General features: G+C 64.4%; 13 protein-coding genes. 10 read left to right on the top strand and 3 right to left on the bottom strand.

What is annotated here, in order from left to right; translation table 11 throughout:
- Nucleotides 1-116: 116 nt before the first annotated feature.
- From acnA to QDT69_RS14520, 3 genes are all read left to right on the top strand, one after another.
- Entirely contained in the window at nucleotides 117-2,837 is a 2,721-nt protein-coding gene (acnA, locus tag QDT69_RS14530; protein WP_279707200.1) for an aconitate hydratase AcnA, read from the top strand.
- A 250-nt stretch (nucleotides 2,838-3,087) separates the two neighbouring features.
- Nucleotides 3,088-3,849 carry a DUF1223 domain-containing protein gene (locus tag QDT69_RS14525; protein WP_279707199.1) on the top strand — a complete coding sequence of 254 codons (762 nt, stop codon included), beginning with the start codon at nucleotides 3,088-3,090 and terminating at the stop codon, nucleotides 3,847-3,849.
- A gap of 560 nt (nucleotides 3,850-4,409) precedes the next feature.
- Entirely contained in the window at nucleotides 4,410-4,781 is a 372-nt protein-coding gene (locus QDT69_RS14520; protein ID WP_050400886.1) for a DUF2794 domain-containing protein, read from the top strand.
- Nucleotides 4,782-4,968: 187 nt separating this feature from the next.
- On the opposite strand, the gene QDT69_RS14515 is transcribed toward QDT69_RS14520, so the two are convergent.
- The 3 genes from QDT69_RS14515 to QDT69_RS14505 form a co-directional block, all read right to left on the bottom strand.
- Nucleotides 4,969-5,760, bottom strand: coding sequence for a Bax inhibitor-1/YccA family protein (locus QDT69_RS14515; RefSeq protein WP_050424276.1), 792 nt, complete (start codon nucleotides 5,758-5,760; stop codon nucleotides 4,969-4,971).
- A gap of 234 nt (nucleotides 5,761-5,994) precedes the next feature.
- A complete protein-coding gene (locus tag QDT69_RS14510; RefSeq protein WP_279707198.1) occupies nucleotides 5,995-8,592 on the bottom strand; it encodes an FtsX-like permease family protein in 2,598 nt (865 codons plus the stop codon).
- A complete protein-coding gene (locus QDT69_RS14505; protein ID WP_279707197.1) occupies nucleotides 8,589-9,308 on the bottom strand; it encodes an ABC transporter ATP-binding protein in 720 nt (239 codons plus the stop codon). Before QDT69_RS14505 ends, QDT69_RS14510 begins: the two co-directional genes overlap by 4 nt.
- A gap of 55 nt (nucleotides 9,309-9,363) precedes the next feature.
- Here QDT69_RS14505 and QDT69_RS14500 point away from each other — a divergent pair, with 55 nt between their 5' ends.
- The 7 genes from QDT69_RS14500 (at nucleotide 9,364) to sucD (ending at nucleotide 16,054) form a co-directional block, all read left to right on the top strand.
- The gene (locus QDT69_RS14500; protein ID WP_279707523.1) at nucleotides 9,364-10,011 is read left to right on the top strand and encodes an arylesterase; all 648 of its coding nucleotides are present in this window, start codon (nucleotides 9,364-9,366) and stop codon (nucleotides 10,009-10,011) included.
- A 167-nt stretch (nucleotides 10,012-10,178) separates the two neighbouring features.
- Nucleotides 10,179-10,715 (top strand): RNA 2',3'-cyclic phosphodiesterase, encoded by a 537-nt coding sequence (gene thpR / locus QDT69_RS14495; RefSeq protein WP_076864751.1) that lies wholly within the window; start codon nucleotides 10,179-10,181, stop codon nucleotides 10,713-10,715.
- A 149-nt stretch (nucleotides 10,716-10,864) separates the two neighbouring features.
- Nucleotides 10,865-12,052: a cell division protein ZapE gene (zapE, locus tag QDT69_RS14490; protein ID WP_279707196.1), complete on the top strand. Its 1,188-nt coding sequence runs from the start codon at nucleotides 10,865-10,867 to the stop codon at nucleotides 12,050-12,052.
- A gap of 222 nt (nucleotides 12,053-12,274) precedes the next feature.
- On the top strand, nucleotides 12,275-13,243 hold the full coding sequence (gene mdh / locus QDT69_RS14485; protein WP_021078790.1) for a malate dehydrogenase: 969 nt from the start codon (nucleotides 12,275-12,277) through the stop codon (nucleotides 13,241-13,243).
- A 160-nt stretch (nucleotides 13,244-13,403) separates the two neighbouring features.
- Nucleotides 13,404-14,600, top strand: a complete 1,197-nt coding sequence (gene sucC / locus QDT69_RS14480; RefSeq protein ID WP_279707195.1) for an ADP-forming succinate--CoA ligase subunit beta — start codon at nucleotides 13,404-13,406, stop codon at nucleotides 14,598-14,600.
- A 2-nt stretch (nucleotides 14,601-14,602) separates the two neighbouring features.
- Nucleotides 14,603-15,079: a DUF1579 family protein gene (locus QDT69_RS14475; protein ID WP_146989856.1), complete on the top strand. Its 477-nt coding sequence runs from the start codon at nucleotides 14,603-14,605 to the stop codon at nucleotides 15,077-15,079.
- A gap of 93 nt (nucleotides 15,080-15,172) precedes the next feature.
- Nucleotides 15,173-16,054 (top strand): succinate--CoA ligase subunit alpha, encoded by an 882-nt coding sequence (gene sucD, locus QDT69_RS14470; protein WP_279707194.1) that lies wholly within the window; start codon nucleotides 15,173-15,175, stop codon nucleotides 16,052-16,054.
- Nucleotides 16,055-16,078: the final 24 nt, after the last annotated feature.

Raw genomic sequence — 16,078 nt, 5'->3', positions numbered from 1 at the left:
ATGCAGCACACACAATCGGCGGCCGCAACCCACCCCCCGGGCCATCCCTTGGCCAGTGTCGTTCGCCGGTGTTTAGTTACCCTTGCCGGGTATAACTGATAATTGGGATTCCTCGCATGACCTCACTCGACAGCTTCAAATGCCGCAAGACCATGAAGGTCGGCGCCAAGTCCTACGTCTATTACAGCCTGCCCCAGGCGGAGAAGAACGGACTGAAGGGTATTTCGAAGCTGCCGTACTCGATGAAGGTTCTGCTCGAGAACCTGCTGCGCAACGAGGATGGCCGCACCGTCAAGAAGGAAGACATCGTCGCGGTGTCGAAGTGGCTGCGGAAGCGCCAGCTCGAGCACGAAATCGCGTTCCGCCCGGCGCGCGTCCTGATGCAGGATTTCACCGGCGTTCCGGCCGTGGTCGATCTCGCGGCGATGCGCAACGCGATGCAGAACCTCGGCGGCGATGCCGAGAAGATCAATCCGCTGGTGCCGGTCGATCTCGTCATCGACCACTCGGTGATCGTCAACTTCTTCGGTGACAACAAGGCGTTCGCGAAGAACGTCACCGAGGAATACAAGCAGAACCAGGAGCGCTACGAGTTCTTGAAGTGGGGCCAGAAGGCGTTCTCGAACTTCTCGGTGGTGCCGCCCGGCACCGGCATCTGCCATCAGGTCAATCTCGAATATCTCGCCCAGACGGTGTGGACCAAGAAGGAGAAGATGACGGTCGGCAAGAAGACCGGCACCTTCGAGGTCGCCTATCCCGACTCGCTGGTCGGCACCGACTCGCACACTACGATGGTCAATGGCCTTGCGGTGCTCGGCTGGGGCGTCGGCGGCATCGAGGCGGAAGCCTGCATGCTTGGCCAGCCGCTGTCGATGCTGCTGCCTGAGGTCGTGGGCTTCAAGCTCAAGGGCCAGCTCAAGGAAGGCGTCACGGCGACCGACCTCGTGCTCACCGTCACCCAGATGCTGCGCAAGCTCGGCGTGGTCGGCAAGTTCGTCGAGTTCTTCGGCCCCGGCCTCGACTATCTCTCGGTCGCGGACAAGGCGACCATCGGCAACATGGCGCCCGAATACGGCGCGACCTGCGGCTTCTTCCCGGTCGACGCCGCGACCATCGATTATTTGAAGACCTCGGGCCGCAAGGCCGATCGCGTCAAGCTGGTGCAGGCCTATGCCAAGGCGCAGGGCCTGTTCCGCACCGCCAAGTCGACCGACCCGGTGTTCACCACCACGCTGACGCTCGACCTCGGCGACGTCGTGCCGTCGATGGCCGGACCGAAGCGCCCCGAAGGCCGCATCGCGCTGCCGGCGGTGTCGACCGGTTTCGCGACCGCGCTGGTCGGCGAATACAAGAAGCCCGAGGGTGAGCAGAAGCGCTACGCCGTCGAAGGCCGCGACTTCGATCTCGGCCATGGCGACGTCGTGATCGCGGCGATCACCTCCTGCACCAACACCTCCAACCCGAGCGTGCTGATCGGCGCCGGCCTGCTGGCGCGCAAAGCGGCCGCCAAGGGCCTGAAGGCCAAGCCGTGGGTGAAGACCTCGCTTGCCCCGGGCAGCCAGGTGGTGGCCGAATATCTCGCCAATTCCGGTCTCCAGGCCGATCTCGACAAGGTCGGCTTCAACCTGGTCGGCTTCGGCTGCACGACCTGCATCGGCAACTCCGGCCCGCTGCCGGAGGACATCTCGAAGTCGATCAACGAGAACGGCATCGTCGCCGCCGCGGTGCTCTCCGGCAACCGCAACTTCGAAGGCCGCGTCTCGCCGGACGTGCAGGCGAATTACCTCGCCTCGCCGCCGCTGGTGGTCGCGCATGCGCTGGCCGGCACCGTGACCAAGGATCTCGCGGTCGAGCCGCTCGGCATCGGCAAGGACGGCAAGCCGGTGTTCCTCAGGGATATCTGGCCGACCGCCAAGGAGATCAACACCTTCATGAAGAAGTACGTCACGGCGACGATCTTCAAGAAGAAGTACGCCGACGTGTTCAAGGGCGATACCAACTGGCGCAAGATCAAGACCACGGAAAGCGAGACCTATCGCTGGAACATGAGCTCGACCTATGTGCAGAACCCGCCCTATTTCGAGGGTATGAAGAAGCAGCCGGACCCGGTGACCGACGTGGTCGACGCGCGCATCCTCGCGATGTTCGGCGACAAGATCACCACCGACCACATCTCGCCGGCCGGTTCGATCAAGCTGACCTCGCCCGCCGGCAAGTTCCTCAGCGAGCACCAGGTGCGCCCCGCCGACTTCAACCAGTACGGCACGCGGCGCGGCAACCATGAAGTGATGATGCGCGGGACCTTCGCCAACATCCGCATCAAGAACTTCATGCTGAAGGGTGCCGACGGCAATATTCCGGAAGGCGGTTTGACCAAGCACTGGCCCGACGGCGAGCAGATGTCGATCTACGACGCCGCGATGAAGTATCAGGCCGAAGGCGTGCCGCTGGTGGTGTTCGCCGGCGCCGAATACGGCAACGGCTCGTCGCGCGACTGGGCTGCGAAGGGCACGCGCCTGCTCGGCGTCCGCGCGGTGATCTGCCAGAGCTTCGAGCGCATCCATCGCTCCAACCTTGTCGGCATGGGTGTGCTTCCGCTCACCTTCCAGGACGGCACGTCGTGGTCCTCGCTCGGTCTCAAGGGCGACGAGAAGGTCACGATCCGCGGGCTGCAGGGCGATTTGAAGCCACGGCAGACGCTGACCGCCGAGATCGTCTCCGCCGACGGCGGCAAGCGGGATGTCCCGCTGCTCTGCCGCATCGATACGCTGGACGAACTCGACTACTATCGCAACGGCGGCATCCTGCATTACGTGCTGCGCAAACTCGCGGCCTAAGGGCCCTTGTTTGAGCATGGTCTCCGCGCAAACGCCTGGCGTTTGTCGCGGGGGAAAGCCGCTTCACGCTTTTCCGGGCCATGCTCCAACGCGGATTTGTGATCGGTGCCTCACTGCTTAGTGAGTAGCGGCTAAAAAGAAGGCGGCCTATGAAAAGGCCGCTTTCTCGCGTTTTGGGGCACGCAAGTTCAGGGACAGACTTCATGCTCCGTACAATTACGGATGGAAATCATCACGACTGGTTCGCAGTATGACAGCGATGATGGCCTATAATTCGATTTCGCGATGGTCCAGCGCGCTTGGTATCTGCGCGATCGTCGCGATCATCCGCCCCGCTCACGCCGATCCGCGTGCAGTCGTCGAACTGTTCACCTCGCAGGGATGCTCGTCCTGTCCGCCCGCGGACAAGATCATCGGTGATCTCGCCAAGGACCCCAACGTCATCGCGCTGAGCATGCCGATCGACTATTGGGATTATCTCGGCTGGAAGGACACGCTGGCCGATTCCCGTTTCAGCGCGCGCCAGAAAGCCTATTCCCACATGCGCGGCGATCGCGACGTCTACACGCCGCAGGCCGTGATCAACGGCTCCGCGCACGTCATCGGCAGCGATCGCGCCAGCATCGAGGACGCCATCACGAGCACCGAGAAGAGCGGCAGCGTGATGTCGGTGCCGGTGACGATGACGCTGACCGGCAAGCAGATCAACGTGTCGGTCGCCGCGTCGAAGTCGCCCGCGGTGTCGCGCGGCGAAGTCTGGATCTGCTCGATCTCGAAGTCGGTGCCGATCTCGATCTCGCGCGGCGAGAACCGTGGCCACGAGATCACCTACCACAACGTGGTGCGCAATCTGCTGAAGGTCGGTGACTGGAACGGCTCGTCCGGCAGCTGGACCGTGCCGCTGGAGAACATCACGCGCGATGGTGTCGATGCCGCCGCGGTGTACGTCCAGGACGGCAATCGCGACAAGCCAGGCCCGATGCTCGGCGCCGCATTCACCTCGCTGCACTAGCGCGTTGCTGCGCTAACTGCTGTTGTCAGGCGCGTCGTAGGGCCGCACGCATCGTCGTGCCGCCTTGTGCCGCGGCAAGCCTGCATCCGGTGGCGTGCATCCAGTGATGTGCTGAAGGGAAGGCGCCGAGGCTTTGCGCTCGCGTCTAGGTCGCGCGGAGCTGAGCAGACCCCCAAAAACAAAAAGGACCAACTTTCGTTGGCCCAGTGTTGGGATTTAACTCCCCTGCGAACAGGCCCGATCCCGACGGCCCCGGGGGGCTGGGGGCTGAGGAATCCGGAACCGAAAGGACCGGGCCAACGCAGGATTTTCTTTTCGCAGGGCAGCGGGGCGGGCGATGGGCGGAAGTGGGGCAGCAATATGATTCCGCTAACGTTCCCGTGACTCTTCGGTTTTCCGGACAATCCGTCGCGCCTGACCGTGGTTAGGGCCTGGTTGCGGTGCGAATGGCCCCTTGCAGGCCCCCGCGCTTAGCGCGATCATGTCACTCTCGTGACGATCCCGAAGCAGGGGGCACCGGCCTTCGGAACCGTCGTCACCGGGATGACAGGAGGCGCTCGATGAGTTTGATCTCGGAGGACACCGATCCGAGCGGGAGCCGTGCCGCGGCGCGCCCCGCCGCCGCGACACCCCAGCCCAACCGCGTGACATTCAATCGACTTGAGCTCAACCGCATTCTTAATCTCTACGGCCGCATGGTCGCCGACGGCGAGTGGCGCGACTATGCGATCGACTTCCTGAAGGACCGTGCCGTGTTCTCGGTGTTCCGGCGCGCGTCCGAAATGCCGATCTACCGGATCGAGAAGGATCCCCGGCTGGCGCGCAAGCAGGGCATGTACAGCGTGATTTCGGCGACCGGCCTGATCTTGCGCCGCGGCCACGAACTCGAGCGGGTGCTGTTCGTAATCGACCGCAAGCTGTCGCTGGTGTAGGCGGCGCCGGCTGGCTTGTAGCCCGGATGGAGCGAAGCGTAATCCGGGGCAGTATCATCCGCGGGAACAGTCCCCCGGATTGCGCTTCGCTCCATCCGGGCTACGCCGTTTGATCTCATCCTTTCCACGCAAAAAAAAGCCCCGGCCGTGTGGCCGGGGCTTGGATCGGTTGCCTTGCTCGAGGCCCTTAGTCGCGCTGGCCGAGCAGCTGCAGCAGCAGCGTGAACAGGTTGATGAAGTTCAGGTAGAGCGACAGCGCACCAGTGATTGCCGCACGCTCTGCCATCACGCCGCCCTGCGAGGCGTAGCCGTAGATGTAGTCGTTCTTCAGCCGCTGGGTGTCCCAGGCGGTGAGGCCTGCGAACACCAGCACACCGACGATCGAGACGATGAACTGCAGCGCCGAGCTCGCCAGGAACAGGTTGACCAGGCTCGCGATGATGATGCCGATCAGGCCCATGAACAGGAACGAGCCCATGCCGCTCATGTCACGCTTGGTGGTGTAGCCGTAGAGGCTCAGCGCACCAAACGTCGCCGCGGTGATGAAGAACACGCGCACGATCGAGGTGTGCGTGTACACCAGGAAGATCGACGACAGCGACAGGCCCATCAGCGCCGAGAACACCCAGAACAACAGCTGGGCGGTCGCAGGCTGCAGACGGTTGATGCCGGCCGAGATGACGAACACCATCGCAAGGGGCGCGAGGATGAACAGCCACTTCAGCGGGCTCACGAACATCGCGTAGCCGAACTGCGTCAGATAGGCATTGCCGAACTTGGCGACGGCGGCGGACTGGTCGGTCGTCACCGCGCCCATATAGACGCCGAGCGCGGCCAGGCCGGTGATGGCGAGGCCGATGCTCATGTAGTTGTAGATGCGCAGCATGTAGGCGCGCAGACCGGCGTCGACGGCCGCAGCGTCAATGCGCCCGGCGGCCCGGCCGAAAGGAGAAGCGTAGTTGCGGTCTAGGTCCGACATGGTCGAATTCCCGTGGTTGGTCCCGGTGGAGCGCAAGGGATTTGCGGCGCCGGTGTAAATCTATCTCAGATGGCTCGGTTTGCGGAGCATTAATTCCGTGTCATTCAAACCGACTATCCGACCCGATTGGTATGTGGGAAATTAACACATCCGGCGCAAGCTTCCACGCGCGGCCGAATGTCGCTCTGGCCTAGCATGATAGGCAAAAAACGGCGCTTCCGCCGCTACAAATTGTCACAAATTCCGCAACACCGAGGCGGGCTTCTGGTTCAGCGCGAGCAGCGTTCCGGCCAGCCCCAATCCGACGGTGACGACCAGCGCGGCGGCCACGACCAGGGCGGCGCTGCCGGCCTGCCAGATAAAACTCAGCGTCATCAGCCGCGTCACGATCAGCCAGGCCGCGACCGAGCCGGCGATCACGCCGAAAATCGCGGTTGCAAAACCGATCATCAGATACTCCAGCGCGTAGGCGCCGAGCAATCGCGCCCGCGTGGCGCCGAGCGTCTTGAGGATCACGGCGTCATAGACGCGGTGGCGGTGTCCGGCGGCGAGCGCGCCGCCCAGCACCAGGATCGCCGAGATCAGCGTCACGGCGCTGGCGCCGCGGATCGCCAGCACCAGATTGCTGACGACGCTGCCGATGGTCTCCAGCGCTTCGCGGACCCGCACGCTGGTCACCATCGGAAATGCGTCGGCGACCTGCTTGATGATGCGCGCGTCATTGTCAGAGTTCGCTTGGGTCGCGCTGGCATGTGGTTCCGTCAGCGTCGCGACGTGGCTGTGCGGCGCGCCCTTGAAGGCGTTCGGCGAGAACACCAGCACGAAATTGATGCCGAGGCCCTGCCAGTCGATGTTGCGCAGATTGGCGATCTTGGCCGGCACGTCGCGGCCGAGCACGTTGACCACGATCTCGTCGCCGATCTTCAGGGACAGGCCGTCGGCGATCTTCTTCTCCATCGAGACCAGCGGAGGTCCGCTGTAGTCCGGGCCCCACCATTCGCCCTCGACGATCTTCGAGCCCTTGGGAATCTCACCGGTATAGGTCAGGCCGCGGTCGCTCTGCAGCACCCACTCGGAATCGACCGACGGCTTGAGCTGGTCGGCCTTGACGCCGCGCGCGGCGACGATGCGCCCGCGCAGCATCGGCACGTCCTCGACGGTCGAGCCGGCGGCGATCTGCCCCAGGAAGGCATTGAAGCGGTCGGCCTCGGTGGACGGAATGTCGATGAAGAAGAACGACGGCGCCCGTTCTGGCAGCGCGGCCAGGAATTGCCGGCGCAGATTGCCGTCGATCTGGGTGATGGTGACGAGCACGGCGAGCCCGAGGCCGAGCGACAGCACGACCGACGGCGTCAGCGCGCCCGGTCGGTGGATGTTGGCGATGGCGAGCCGCAGCATGGTGATGCGGCTGCGCGGCAGCCGCCGTGCCACCGCCATCAGGATCTCGGCGATCCCGCGCAGCAGCAGGAACACCGCGATCGAGGCGACGACGAACACGGTGGCGACCCGCTTGTCATAGGCGAGCCCGATCGCGACCCCGATCAGCAGCGCGACCACCACGGTCATCAGCGCCAGATAGCTCCAGCGCGGGCGGTGCCACTCGCTGGCGACGGTCTCGCGGAACAGCGCGGCGACCGGCACGTCGTGGACCCGGCCGAGCGGCCACAGCCCGAACGCCAGCGCGGTGAGCTGGCCGTAGATGAAGGACAGCGCGAGCTCGTCGGGATGCAGGGCAGGGACCACCGGCAGCGGCAGCAGCTTGCCGAACAGGCCGACGATGACGAACGGCAGCGCGGCGCCGAGCACGAGGCCGATCACCGAGCCGATCCCGGCCAGCACCACGACTTGCGTGCAGTAGATCGTGAAGACGTCGCGGCCGGTGGCGCCGAGCGCCTTGAACGAGGCGATGACGTCGCGGCGCCGGTCGATATGGCTCTTCACCGCATTGGCGACGCCGACGCCGCCGACCAGCAGCGCTGCAAGACCGACGAGGGTCAGGAACTGAGTGAAACGGTTGATGGTGCGCTCGAGCTGCGGCGAGGCGTTGCTGCGGCTGCGGACCTCCCAGCCGGCCTCGGGCGCAGCGGCGCGCGCGCCGTCGATCAGCGCGATGGTGGCGCGATCGTCGTTGGCGCCGTCGGGCAGCTTCACGCGATAGATCCAGCGCACCAGGCTGCCGGGCTGCAACAGGTCGGTGGCGCGGAGGCTCGCTTCGCTGACCAGGAAGCGCGGCCCGAGGCCGACGCCGCCCGCGAGCTTGTCGGGCTCGGCCGCCACCACGCTGCGGATCTGGTAGGTCGAGCTGCCGATAGTGACTCGGTCGCCGAGCTTCAGGTCGAGCCGCGCCAGCAGCGTTGAATCGGCGGCCGCCCCAAAGACGCCGTCGCGCTCGGCGAGCAGATCTGAAATCGGCATGTTGGGCTCGAGCGTCAGCTCGCCGAGCATCGGATATTTGCCGTCGACCGCCTTGAGCTCGACCAGCGCCAGCTTGCCGTCGCCGCTGCGCGCCATTGCGCGGAGCGTGGCCGCAACCGAAACCTCGCCGCGGGTGCGCAGATACGCAACCTCGTCGGGCTTGGCCTCGCGCGAGATCAGCGAGAATGCGACGTCGCCGCCGAGCAGCGTGCGGCCCTCGCGCGACAGCCCGTCGCCGAGGCTCGCGGCGACCGAGCCGACGCCCGCGATTGCCATCACGCCGAGCGCGATGCAGGCGATGAACACGTAGAATCCGCGCAGGCCGCCGCGCAGTTCGCGCAGCGCGTAGCGGAAGGCAAGCGACGACGCGCGGCCCTGGGTGCGGACCTGCACCGCGACTTCGGACGCAATGCTCATGTCGCGGATTGTCCGTCGATGCGGCCGGAGCGCAGCCGCACCACGCGGTCGCAGCGTTGCGCCAGCGCGAGATCATGCGTCACCAGCACCAGGGTCATGCCGCGCTCGGCGTGCTTGGTGAACAGCAAATCGACGATCTGCTTTCCCGTCGTCTCGTCGAGATTTCCGGTCGGCTCGTCGGCAACAAGGATCGCCGGATCGGGCGCGAGCGCGCGTGCGATCGCGACGCGCTGCTGCTCGCCGCCGGACAGTTGCGTCGGATAGTGACGCAGCCGTTCGCCAAGACCGACCGATTGCAGCTCCTGCGCGGCGCGCGCGGCGGCATCGGGATTGCCGGCGAGCTCGAGCGGCACCGCGACGTTCTCCAGCGCCGTCATGGTCGGGATCAGATGGAACGACTGGAAGACGATGCCGACCTGGCGGCCGCGGAAGCGCGCCAGCGCATCTTCATCGAGGGCATTGAACGAGGTGCCATCGACGACCACCTCTCCGCTGTCAGGACGTTCAAGCCCCGCCATCACCATCAGCAAGGTCGATTTGCCCGAGCCCGACGGGCCGATCAGGCCGATGGCCTCACCCGCTGCCACACGAAGGCTGATATCTTTGAGGATATGAACCCGTGCCGCGCCGGTGCCGAGCGAGAGATTGACGTTCCTGACGGCAATGGTGTCCGGCTCGACGTCGGTCAGTGAAGAGGATTCGATGAGACTGTCCATGGTTCGGTCATATGGCACTTCCGCCGCTGCGGTCGAGGCCCGGTTGAGAATCTTCGTGCACATACTCGTGTTGCTTATGGGCTTGATGACGGCGGCCAGCGCGCAGACGCCAACTGAGGGGAAAGGTCCGGCGAAACCGATCAAAATGGTGGTTCTGGGCGATTCCCTGAGCGCCGGTTACGGCCTTCCGGCCGAGGCGGCATTTCCGGTCCGGCTGCAAAAAGCCTTGGAGGCCAAAGGGATAAAGGTCGACATGACCAATGCCGGGGTGTCCGGCGACACCGCCTCGGGCGGCCGCGAGCGGCTCGACTGGTCGGTGGCCGACGGAACCGATGCCGTGATTGTCGAGCTCGGCGCCAACGATGCCTTGCGCGGCATCGATCCCGCGGTGACGCGTGCCGCGCTCTCGGACATCATCACAAAGTTGCAGGCGCGCAAGATCGCGGTGCTCTTGTGCGGCATGCTCGCGCCACCGAATTATGGAAGTGAGTATGCAGAGAAGTTCAACGCGATCTATCCGGATCTGGCGAAATCGCTCGGCGTGCCGCTCTATCCGTTCTTCCTCGATGGCGTTGCTGCTAATCCGAAGATCAATCAGGCCGACGGCATGCATCCGACGGCGGAAGGTGTGGACATCCTTGTGAAGAATATCCTGCCCACGGTGGAGGCATTTCTCGGCGCATTATCAGGGCAACGCAGTTGAAACGCAGGCAGTGCACCGCGCTGCGTCCGTAGGTTTACGAGCTGTTAACGCCTCATGCTTCGCAGAGTCACATATCTCGGGTACAAATAGGCATCGGTGATTCGTCGCCGGGCTTGTTACAGGGTGCGGGCTCCCAAAACCCGCGCCAAGCATCGAGGATTATAGCGATGCCGCGTCTGTTCACTGGTCTGGAAATTCCGGCCGATATCGGCCAATCCCTCTCCAATTTGCGTGGCGGCCTTCCCGGCGCACGCTGGATCGATCCCGAAAATTATCACGTCACTCTGCGCTTCATCGGCGATATCGATGGTCTCTGGGCCAACGAGATCGCGACGATGTTGTTTCGGGTGAACCGCAAGCCGTTCGAGGTCAAACTGCAAGGCCTGTCGAGCTTCGGCGGACGCAAGCCGCGTGCGGTGGTTGCCGCCGTCGAGCCGAGCCGGCCGCTGATCGAACTGCAGGCCGAGCTCGAGCGGATGATGCAGCGGATGGGGCTTGATCCCGAGGGCAGGAAATTCACGCCACATGTCACGCTCGCGCGTCTGCACGACGCGTCGAGCCAGGACGTCGCGGATTATCTGTCCGTGCGCGGCTACTTCCCGAGCCGCACCTTCCTGGCGGACCGCTTCGTGCTGTTCTCGTCGCGTGCGTCGACAGGCGGCGGCCCCTACGTGGTCGAGGATGCCTACGAGCTCTGCGCGTAAGGTCTCCTGAGATCGCGGTTTGAGGCGCCGGCGAGGCGCGTGCGGTCGGCCGTGGTATGCAAGGGTTCGCGCTTGCATACCTGCTGCATGCTCCTTGGCGCAATTCACGGCTTGCAATTTGCCGCGCACTAGGGCCGTAAGGTGGGCTCATGCTGTCCGCCTCACCCAATTCGTTCCTCGAACACTACAAATCCCTGGTCGCCTCCGGCGCGATCGAGGCCGACCCCGCGCAGGCCGTCGCCGCCGATGCGTTCGGCGCGCTGGAGGAGCGGCTCGCGAGCTACAAGCCGCAGCGCAAGCAGGGCCTGTTCGGACGGCTGTTCGGCGGCGACAAGGACGACAAGCCGCCGCGCGGGCTCTACGTCCATGGCGAGGTCGGCCGCGGCAAGACCATGCTGATGGATCTGTTCTTCCAGCAGAGCCCGGTCGAGCACAAGCGCCGCGCGCATTTCCACGAATTCATGGCCGAGGCGCATGAGCGCATCTACGGCTACCGCCAGCAGATCGCGCGCGGCGAGATCTCAGACGGCGACGTGATCGCGCTCACCGCGCAGGCGATCTTCGACGAAGCCTGGCTGCTCTGCTTCGACGAATTCCATGTCACCGACATCGCGGACGCGATGATCCTCGGGCGGCTGTTCGCAAAATTGTTCGATCTCGGCACCGTCGTGGTCGCGACCTCGAACGTCGCGCCGGAGGATCTCTACAAGGGCGGTCTCAATCGCGCGCTGTTCCTGCCGTTCATCGCGCAGATCACCGAATACATGGATGTGCTGCGGCTCGATGCGCGCACCGACTTCCGGCTCGAGAAGCTCGTCGGCGTGAAGATGTGGCTGGTGCCCGCGGACGATGCGGCCGATGCCGCGCTCAACGCGGCCTGGCGCAAGATGACCGGCAATGCGCCGTGCAAGGCGCGCCTCATCCCGATCAAGGGGCGCATCCTGAACGTGCCGTGCTCGGCGCACGGCGTCGCGCGCTTCAGCTTCATGGACATCTGCGAGAAGCCGCTTGCCGCGTCCGATTATCTGAGGCTCGCGCACGACTACCACACGATCCTGATCGACCACATTCCGGTGATGGATTACGCCGAGCGCAACGCCGCCAAGCGCTTCATCTCGCTGATCGACACGCTCTATGACAATGCCGTGAAGCTGATGGCCTCGGCCGAGGCCGATCCGGTGTCGCTGTACCTTGCCGACGAAGGCATCGAGGCGATGGAGTTCAAGCGCACGGCTTCGCGCCTGATCGAGATGAGCTCGGAATCCTACCTGGCTTTGCCGCACGGCCGGAAGGATTCGTCGGCGAGCGGTTCGACGACCGGACTGGTCGAGACCTGACATTCAGCCCTGAAATTTGGTCTCGAAATTTGCTCTTGCCCGCGGCCCGGTTCGGAGCAACTTTTCGTGTCTCCGGGCGGACGTTGCTGGCATGCCTGACCGAATTGCAGGCAGGGCCCGCAATCGGGCAGGCCCTGACTTGAATGGATCATTCGAAAGGGATAACCACCCTTGCAACCGACTTCCCTCCCTCCTGCATCCAGTTCAAAGGACTGATTTCCCATGGCACGCGACAAGATTGCACTGATTGGCTCCGGACAGATCGGCGGAACGCTGGCGCACCTCGTTGGCCTCAAGGAACTCGGAGACGTCGTGCTGTTCGATATCGCCGAGGGCGTGCCGCAGGGCAAAGCGCTCGACATCGCGCAGTCGTCGCCGGTCGATGGTTTCGACTCCAACCTGGTCGGCGCCAACTCCTATGAAGCGCTCGACGGCGCCAAGGTCTGCATCGTCACCGCCGGCGTGCCGCGCAAGCCCGGCATGAGCCGCGACGATCTCCTCTCCATCAACCTCAAGGTCATGGAGCAGGTCGGCGCCGGCATCAAGAAGTACGCGCCCGACGCCTTCGTCATCTGCATCACCAACCCGCTGGACGCGATGGTGTGGGCGCTGCAGAAGGCCTCTGGCCTGCCGCACAAGAAGGTGGTCGGCATGGCCGGCGTGCTCGACTCCGCGCGCTTCCGCTATTTCCTGGCCGATGAATTCAACGTCTCGGTCGAAGACGTCACCGCCTTCGTGCTCGGCGGCCACGGCGACACCATGGTGCCGCTGACCCGCTACTCGACCGTTGCCGGCATTCCGCTGCCCGACCTCGTCAAGATGGGTTGGACCTCGCAGGCGCGCATCGACGAGATCGTCGATCGCACCCGCAACGGCGGCGCCGAGATCGTCAACCTGCTCAAGACCGGCTCGGCATTCTACGCGCCGGCGGCCTCCGCGATCGCGATGGCCGAGAGCTATCTGAAGGACAAGAAGCGCGTGCTGCCCTGCGCCGCCTATCTCAACGGTGAGTACGGCGTGAAGGACATGTATGTCGGCGTGCCCACCGTGATCGGCTCCAAGGGCGTCGAGCGCGTGGTCGAGATCGAGCTCGCCGGCAAGGACCGCGAAGCGTTCGACAAGTCGGTCGGCGCGGTGCAGGGCCTGGTCGACGCCTGCAAGAAGATCGCGCCCGATCTGCTCGGCAAGTAATCTCAATCGGCAATGACCCGATAGGCGATTCCGATCGCCTGTCGGGTGCAAGATGATGAAATTCTGGCGGATTTTGTAGTTGCGCGAGCCTTGGTATATGGTATGCCAGCGTCAGGGCTGACGTTTAGTTCGCCGCACGAGGGTTTGGGAGCGTCTTTCCATGAATATCCATGAATACCAGGCCAAGGCACTGCTGCACGAATTCGGCGTGCCGATCTCGCGCGGCGTTCCGGTGCTGAAGCCGGAAGAAGCCGACGCGGCGGCCAAGCAGCTCCCCGGCCCGATCTGGGTGGTGAAGAGCCAGATCCATGCCGGCGGCCGCGGCAAGGGCAAGTTCAAGGAAGCATCCGCCGGCGACAAGGGCGGCGTCCGCATCGCCAAGTCGGTTGCCGAGGTCGACGAGTTCGCCAAGCAGATGCTCGGCGCGACGCTGGTCACGGTGCAGACCGGACCGCACGGCAAGCAGGTCAACCGCCTCTACATCGAGGAAGGTTCCGACATCGACAAGGAGTTCTACCTCTCGATCCTGGTCAATCGCGAGACCTCGGAAATCTCCTTCGTGGTGTCGACCGAAGGCGGCGTGAATATCGAAGAGGTCGCCCATTCGACCCCGGAGAAGATCGTCTCCTTCTCGGTCGATCCCGCCACCGGCATCATGCCACATCACGGCCGCGCGGTTGCCGAGGCGCTCAAGCTGAAGGGCGATCTCGCCAAGCAGGCCGAGAAGCTGACCGCCCAGCTCTACACGGCGTTCGCGGCCAAGGACATGGCGATGCTCGAGATCAATCCGCTGGTCGTCACCAAGCAGGGCCAGCTCCGCGTGCTCGACGCCAAGGTGTCGTTCGACAGCAACGCGCTCTACCGTCACCCGGACGTGGTCGCGCTGCGCGACGAGACCGAGGAAGACGCCAAGGAAATCGAGGCGTCGAAATACGACCTCAACTATGTCGCGCTCGACGGCACGATCGGCTGCATGGTCAACGGCGCCGGCCTCGCCATGGCGACGATGGACATCATCAAGCTCTACGGCATGGAGCCGGCGAACTTCCTCGATGTCGGCGGCGGCGCCAGCGTCGAGAAGGTCGCGGCCGCGTTCAAGATCATCACCGCCGATCCGAACGTGAAGGGCATCCTGGTCAACATCTTCGGCGGCATCATGAAGTGCGACGTGATCGCCGAGGGCGTGGTCGCCGCGGTGAAGCAGGTCGGCCTCAAGGTGCCGCTGGTGGTGCGCCTCGAAGGCACCAATGTCGAGCAGGGCAAGAAGATCATCCGCGACAGCGGTCTCAACGTTCTGCCCGCCGACAACCTCGATGACGCCGCACAGAAGATCGTGAAAGCCGTCAAGGGAGGCTAACGATGGCCGATCATCTCGACGCTCCGACACCACTGGAAGAACACCGCAAGCTCGCGGTTTTCGCCGGCGAGTGGAACGGCGAAGAGATGGTCTTTCCGTCGCGCTGGACCGCCGGCGGTCCGGCCACCTCGCATGTCGTTGCGCGCATCGCGCTCAACGGCTTCTATCTGATCCAGGACAGCGTGCAGACCCGCGACGGCAAGGAAAGCTTCGCCACCCACGGCGTCTTCACCTATGACCGCGACGATCGGGCCTACAAATTGTTCTGGCACGATTCGCTCGGCTACTACCCGCCGTCGCCGGCCTCCGGCGGCTGGGCGGGCAAGTCGCTGATCCTGGTGCGCGGCTCGCTGCGCGGCAATGCCCGTCACGTCTACGAGGTCGTCGACGACAACACCTACAACATGAAGATCCAGTTCTCGCCTGACGCGGAAGGGTGGGCCGACGTGCTCACCGGCGTGTACCGGCGTATCCACTGAGCATGATCCGGAAAAGTGGCCCCCGGTTTTCCGATATGATCATGCTCAAACCATAGTGTCCTTCACCGCTGTCTCGCGAAAGCATCTCGAACCATGTCCATTCTGATCGACAAGAACACCAAGGTCATCTGCCAGGGCTTCACCGGCAAGAACGGCACGTTCCATTCGGAAGCGGCGATCGCTTACGGCACCAAGATGGTCGGCGGCGTCGCGCCGGGCAAAGGCGGCTCGACCCATCTCAATCTGCCGGTGTTCGATACCGTCGCCGACGCGCGCGAGAAGACCGGCGCCGACGCCAGCGTGGTCTATGTCCCGCCGCCGGGCGCGGCGGACGCGATCTGCGAGGCGATCGATGCCGAGATCCCGCTGATCGTCTGCATCACCGAAGGCATTCCGGTGCTCGACATGGTGCGCGTGAAGCGTTCGCTGTCGGGCTCGAAGTCGCGGCTGATCGGGCCGAACTGCCCGGGCGTGATGACCGCCGGCGAGTGCAAGATCGGCATCATGCCGGCCAACATCTTCAAGCCCGGCTCGGTCGGCATCGTCTCCCGCTCCGGCACCCTGACCTATGAAGCGGTGTTCCAGACCACCCAGGAAGGCCTCGGGCAGACCACCGCGGTCGGCATCGGCGGCGACCCGGTCAAGGGAACCGAGTTCATCGACGTGCTGGAGATGTTCCTGGCCGACGAGAAGACCAAGTCGATCGTCATGATCGGCGAAATCGGCGGTTCCGCCGAGGAAGATGCCGCCCAGTTCCTCAAGGACGAAGCCAAGCGCGGCCGCAAGAAGCCGATGGTCGGCTTCATCGCTGGTGTCACCGCACCTCCCGGCCGCCGCATGGGCCACGCCGGCGCGATCATCTCCGGCGGCAAGGGCGACGCCGGTTCCAAGACCGCGGCGATGGAAGCCGCCGGCATCAAGGTCTCGCCGTCCCCGGCGCGGCTCGGGCATACGCTGGCCGAGATGCTGAAGTAATCGCCGTCCGGCGAGGTTCCCTGC

The sequence above is a fragment of the Bradyrhizobium sp. CER78 genome (assembly GCF_029846235.1).
Classification (GTDB): Bacteria; Pseudomonadota; Alphaproteobacteria; order Rhizobiales; family Xanthobacteraceae; genus Bradyrhizobium.
Note: the sequence above shows the minus strand (reverse complement) of the source record. Positions and strands in the feature narration are given on the sequence as shown.

Excerpts from the sequence above, each read along its gene's own strand:
- QDT69_RS14510 (WP_279707198.1), bottom strand. The coding sequence starts at position 8,592 with ATGAGCATTGCGTCCGAAGTCGCGGTGCAGGTCCGCACCCAGGGCCGC.
- QDT69_RS14525 (WP_279707199.1), top strand. The coding sequence starts at position 3,088 with ATGACAGCGATGATGGCCTATAATTCGATTTCGCGATGGTCCAGCGCG.
- sucC (WP_279707195.1), top strand. The coding sequence starts at position 13,404 with ATGAATATCCATGAATACCAGGCCAAGGCACTGCTGCACGAATTCGGC.
- zapE (WP_279707196.1), top strand. The coding sequence starts at position 10,865 with ATGCTGTCCGCCTCACCCAATTCGTTCCTCGAACACTACAAATCCCTG.
- QDT69_RS14520 (WP_050400886.1), top strand. The coding sequence starts at position 4,410 with ATGAGTTTGATCTCGGAGGACACCGATCCGAGCGGGAGCCGTGCCGCG.
- QDT69_RS14505 (WP_279707197.1), bottom strand. The coding sequence starts at position 9,308 with ATGGACAGTCTCATCGAATCCTCTTCACTGACCGACGTCGAGCCGGAC.
- thpR (WP_076864751.1), top strand. The coding sequence starts at position 10,179 with ATGCCGCGTCTGTTCACTGGTCTGGAAATTCCGGCCGATATCGGCCAA.
- acnA (WP_279707200.1), top strand. The coding sequence starts at position 117 with ATGACCTCACTCGACAGCTTCAAATGCCGCAAGACCATGAAGGTCGGC.
- mdh (WP_021078790.1), top strand. The coding sequence starts at position 12,275 with ATGGCACGCGACAAGATTGCACTGATTGGCTCCGGACAGATCGGCGGA.
- sucD (WP_279707194.1), top strand. The coding sequence starts at position 15,173 with ATGTCCATTCTGATCGACAAGAACACCAAGGTCATCTGCCAGGGCTTC.
- QDT69_RS14515 (WP_050424276.1), bottom strand. The coding sequence starts at position 5,760 with ATGTCGGACCTAGACCGCAACTACGCTTCTCCTTTCGGCCGGGCCGCC.
- QDT69_RS14475 (WP_146989856.1), top strand. The coding sequence starts at position 14,603 with ATGGCCGATCATCTCGACGCTCCGACACCACTGGAAGAACACCGCAAG.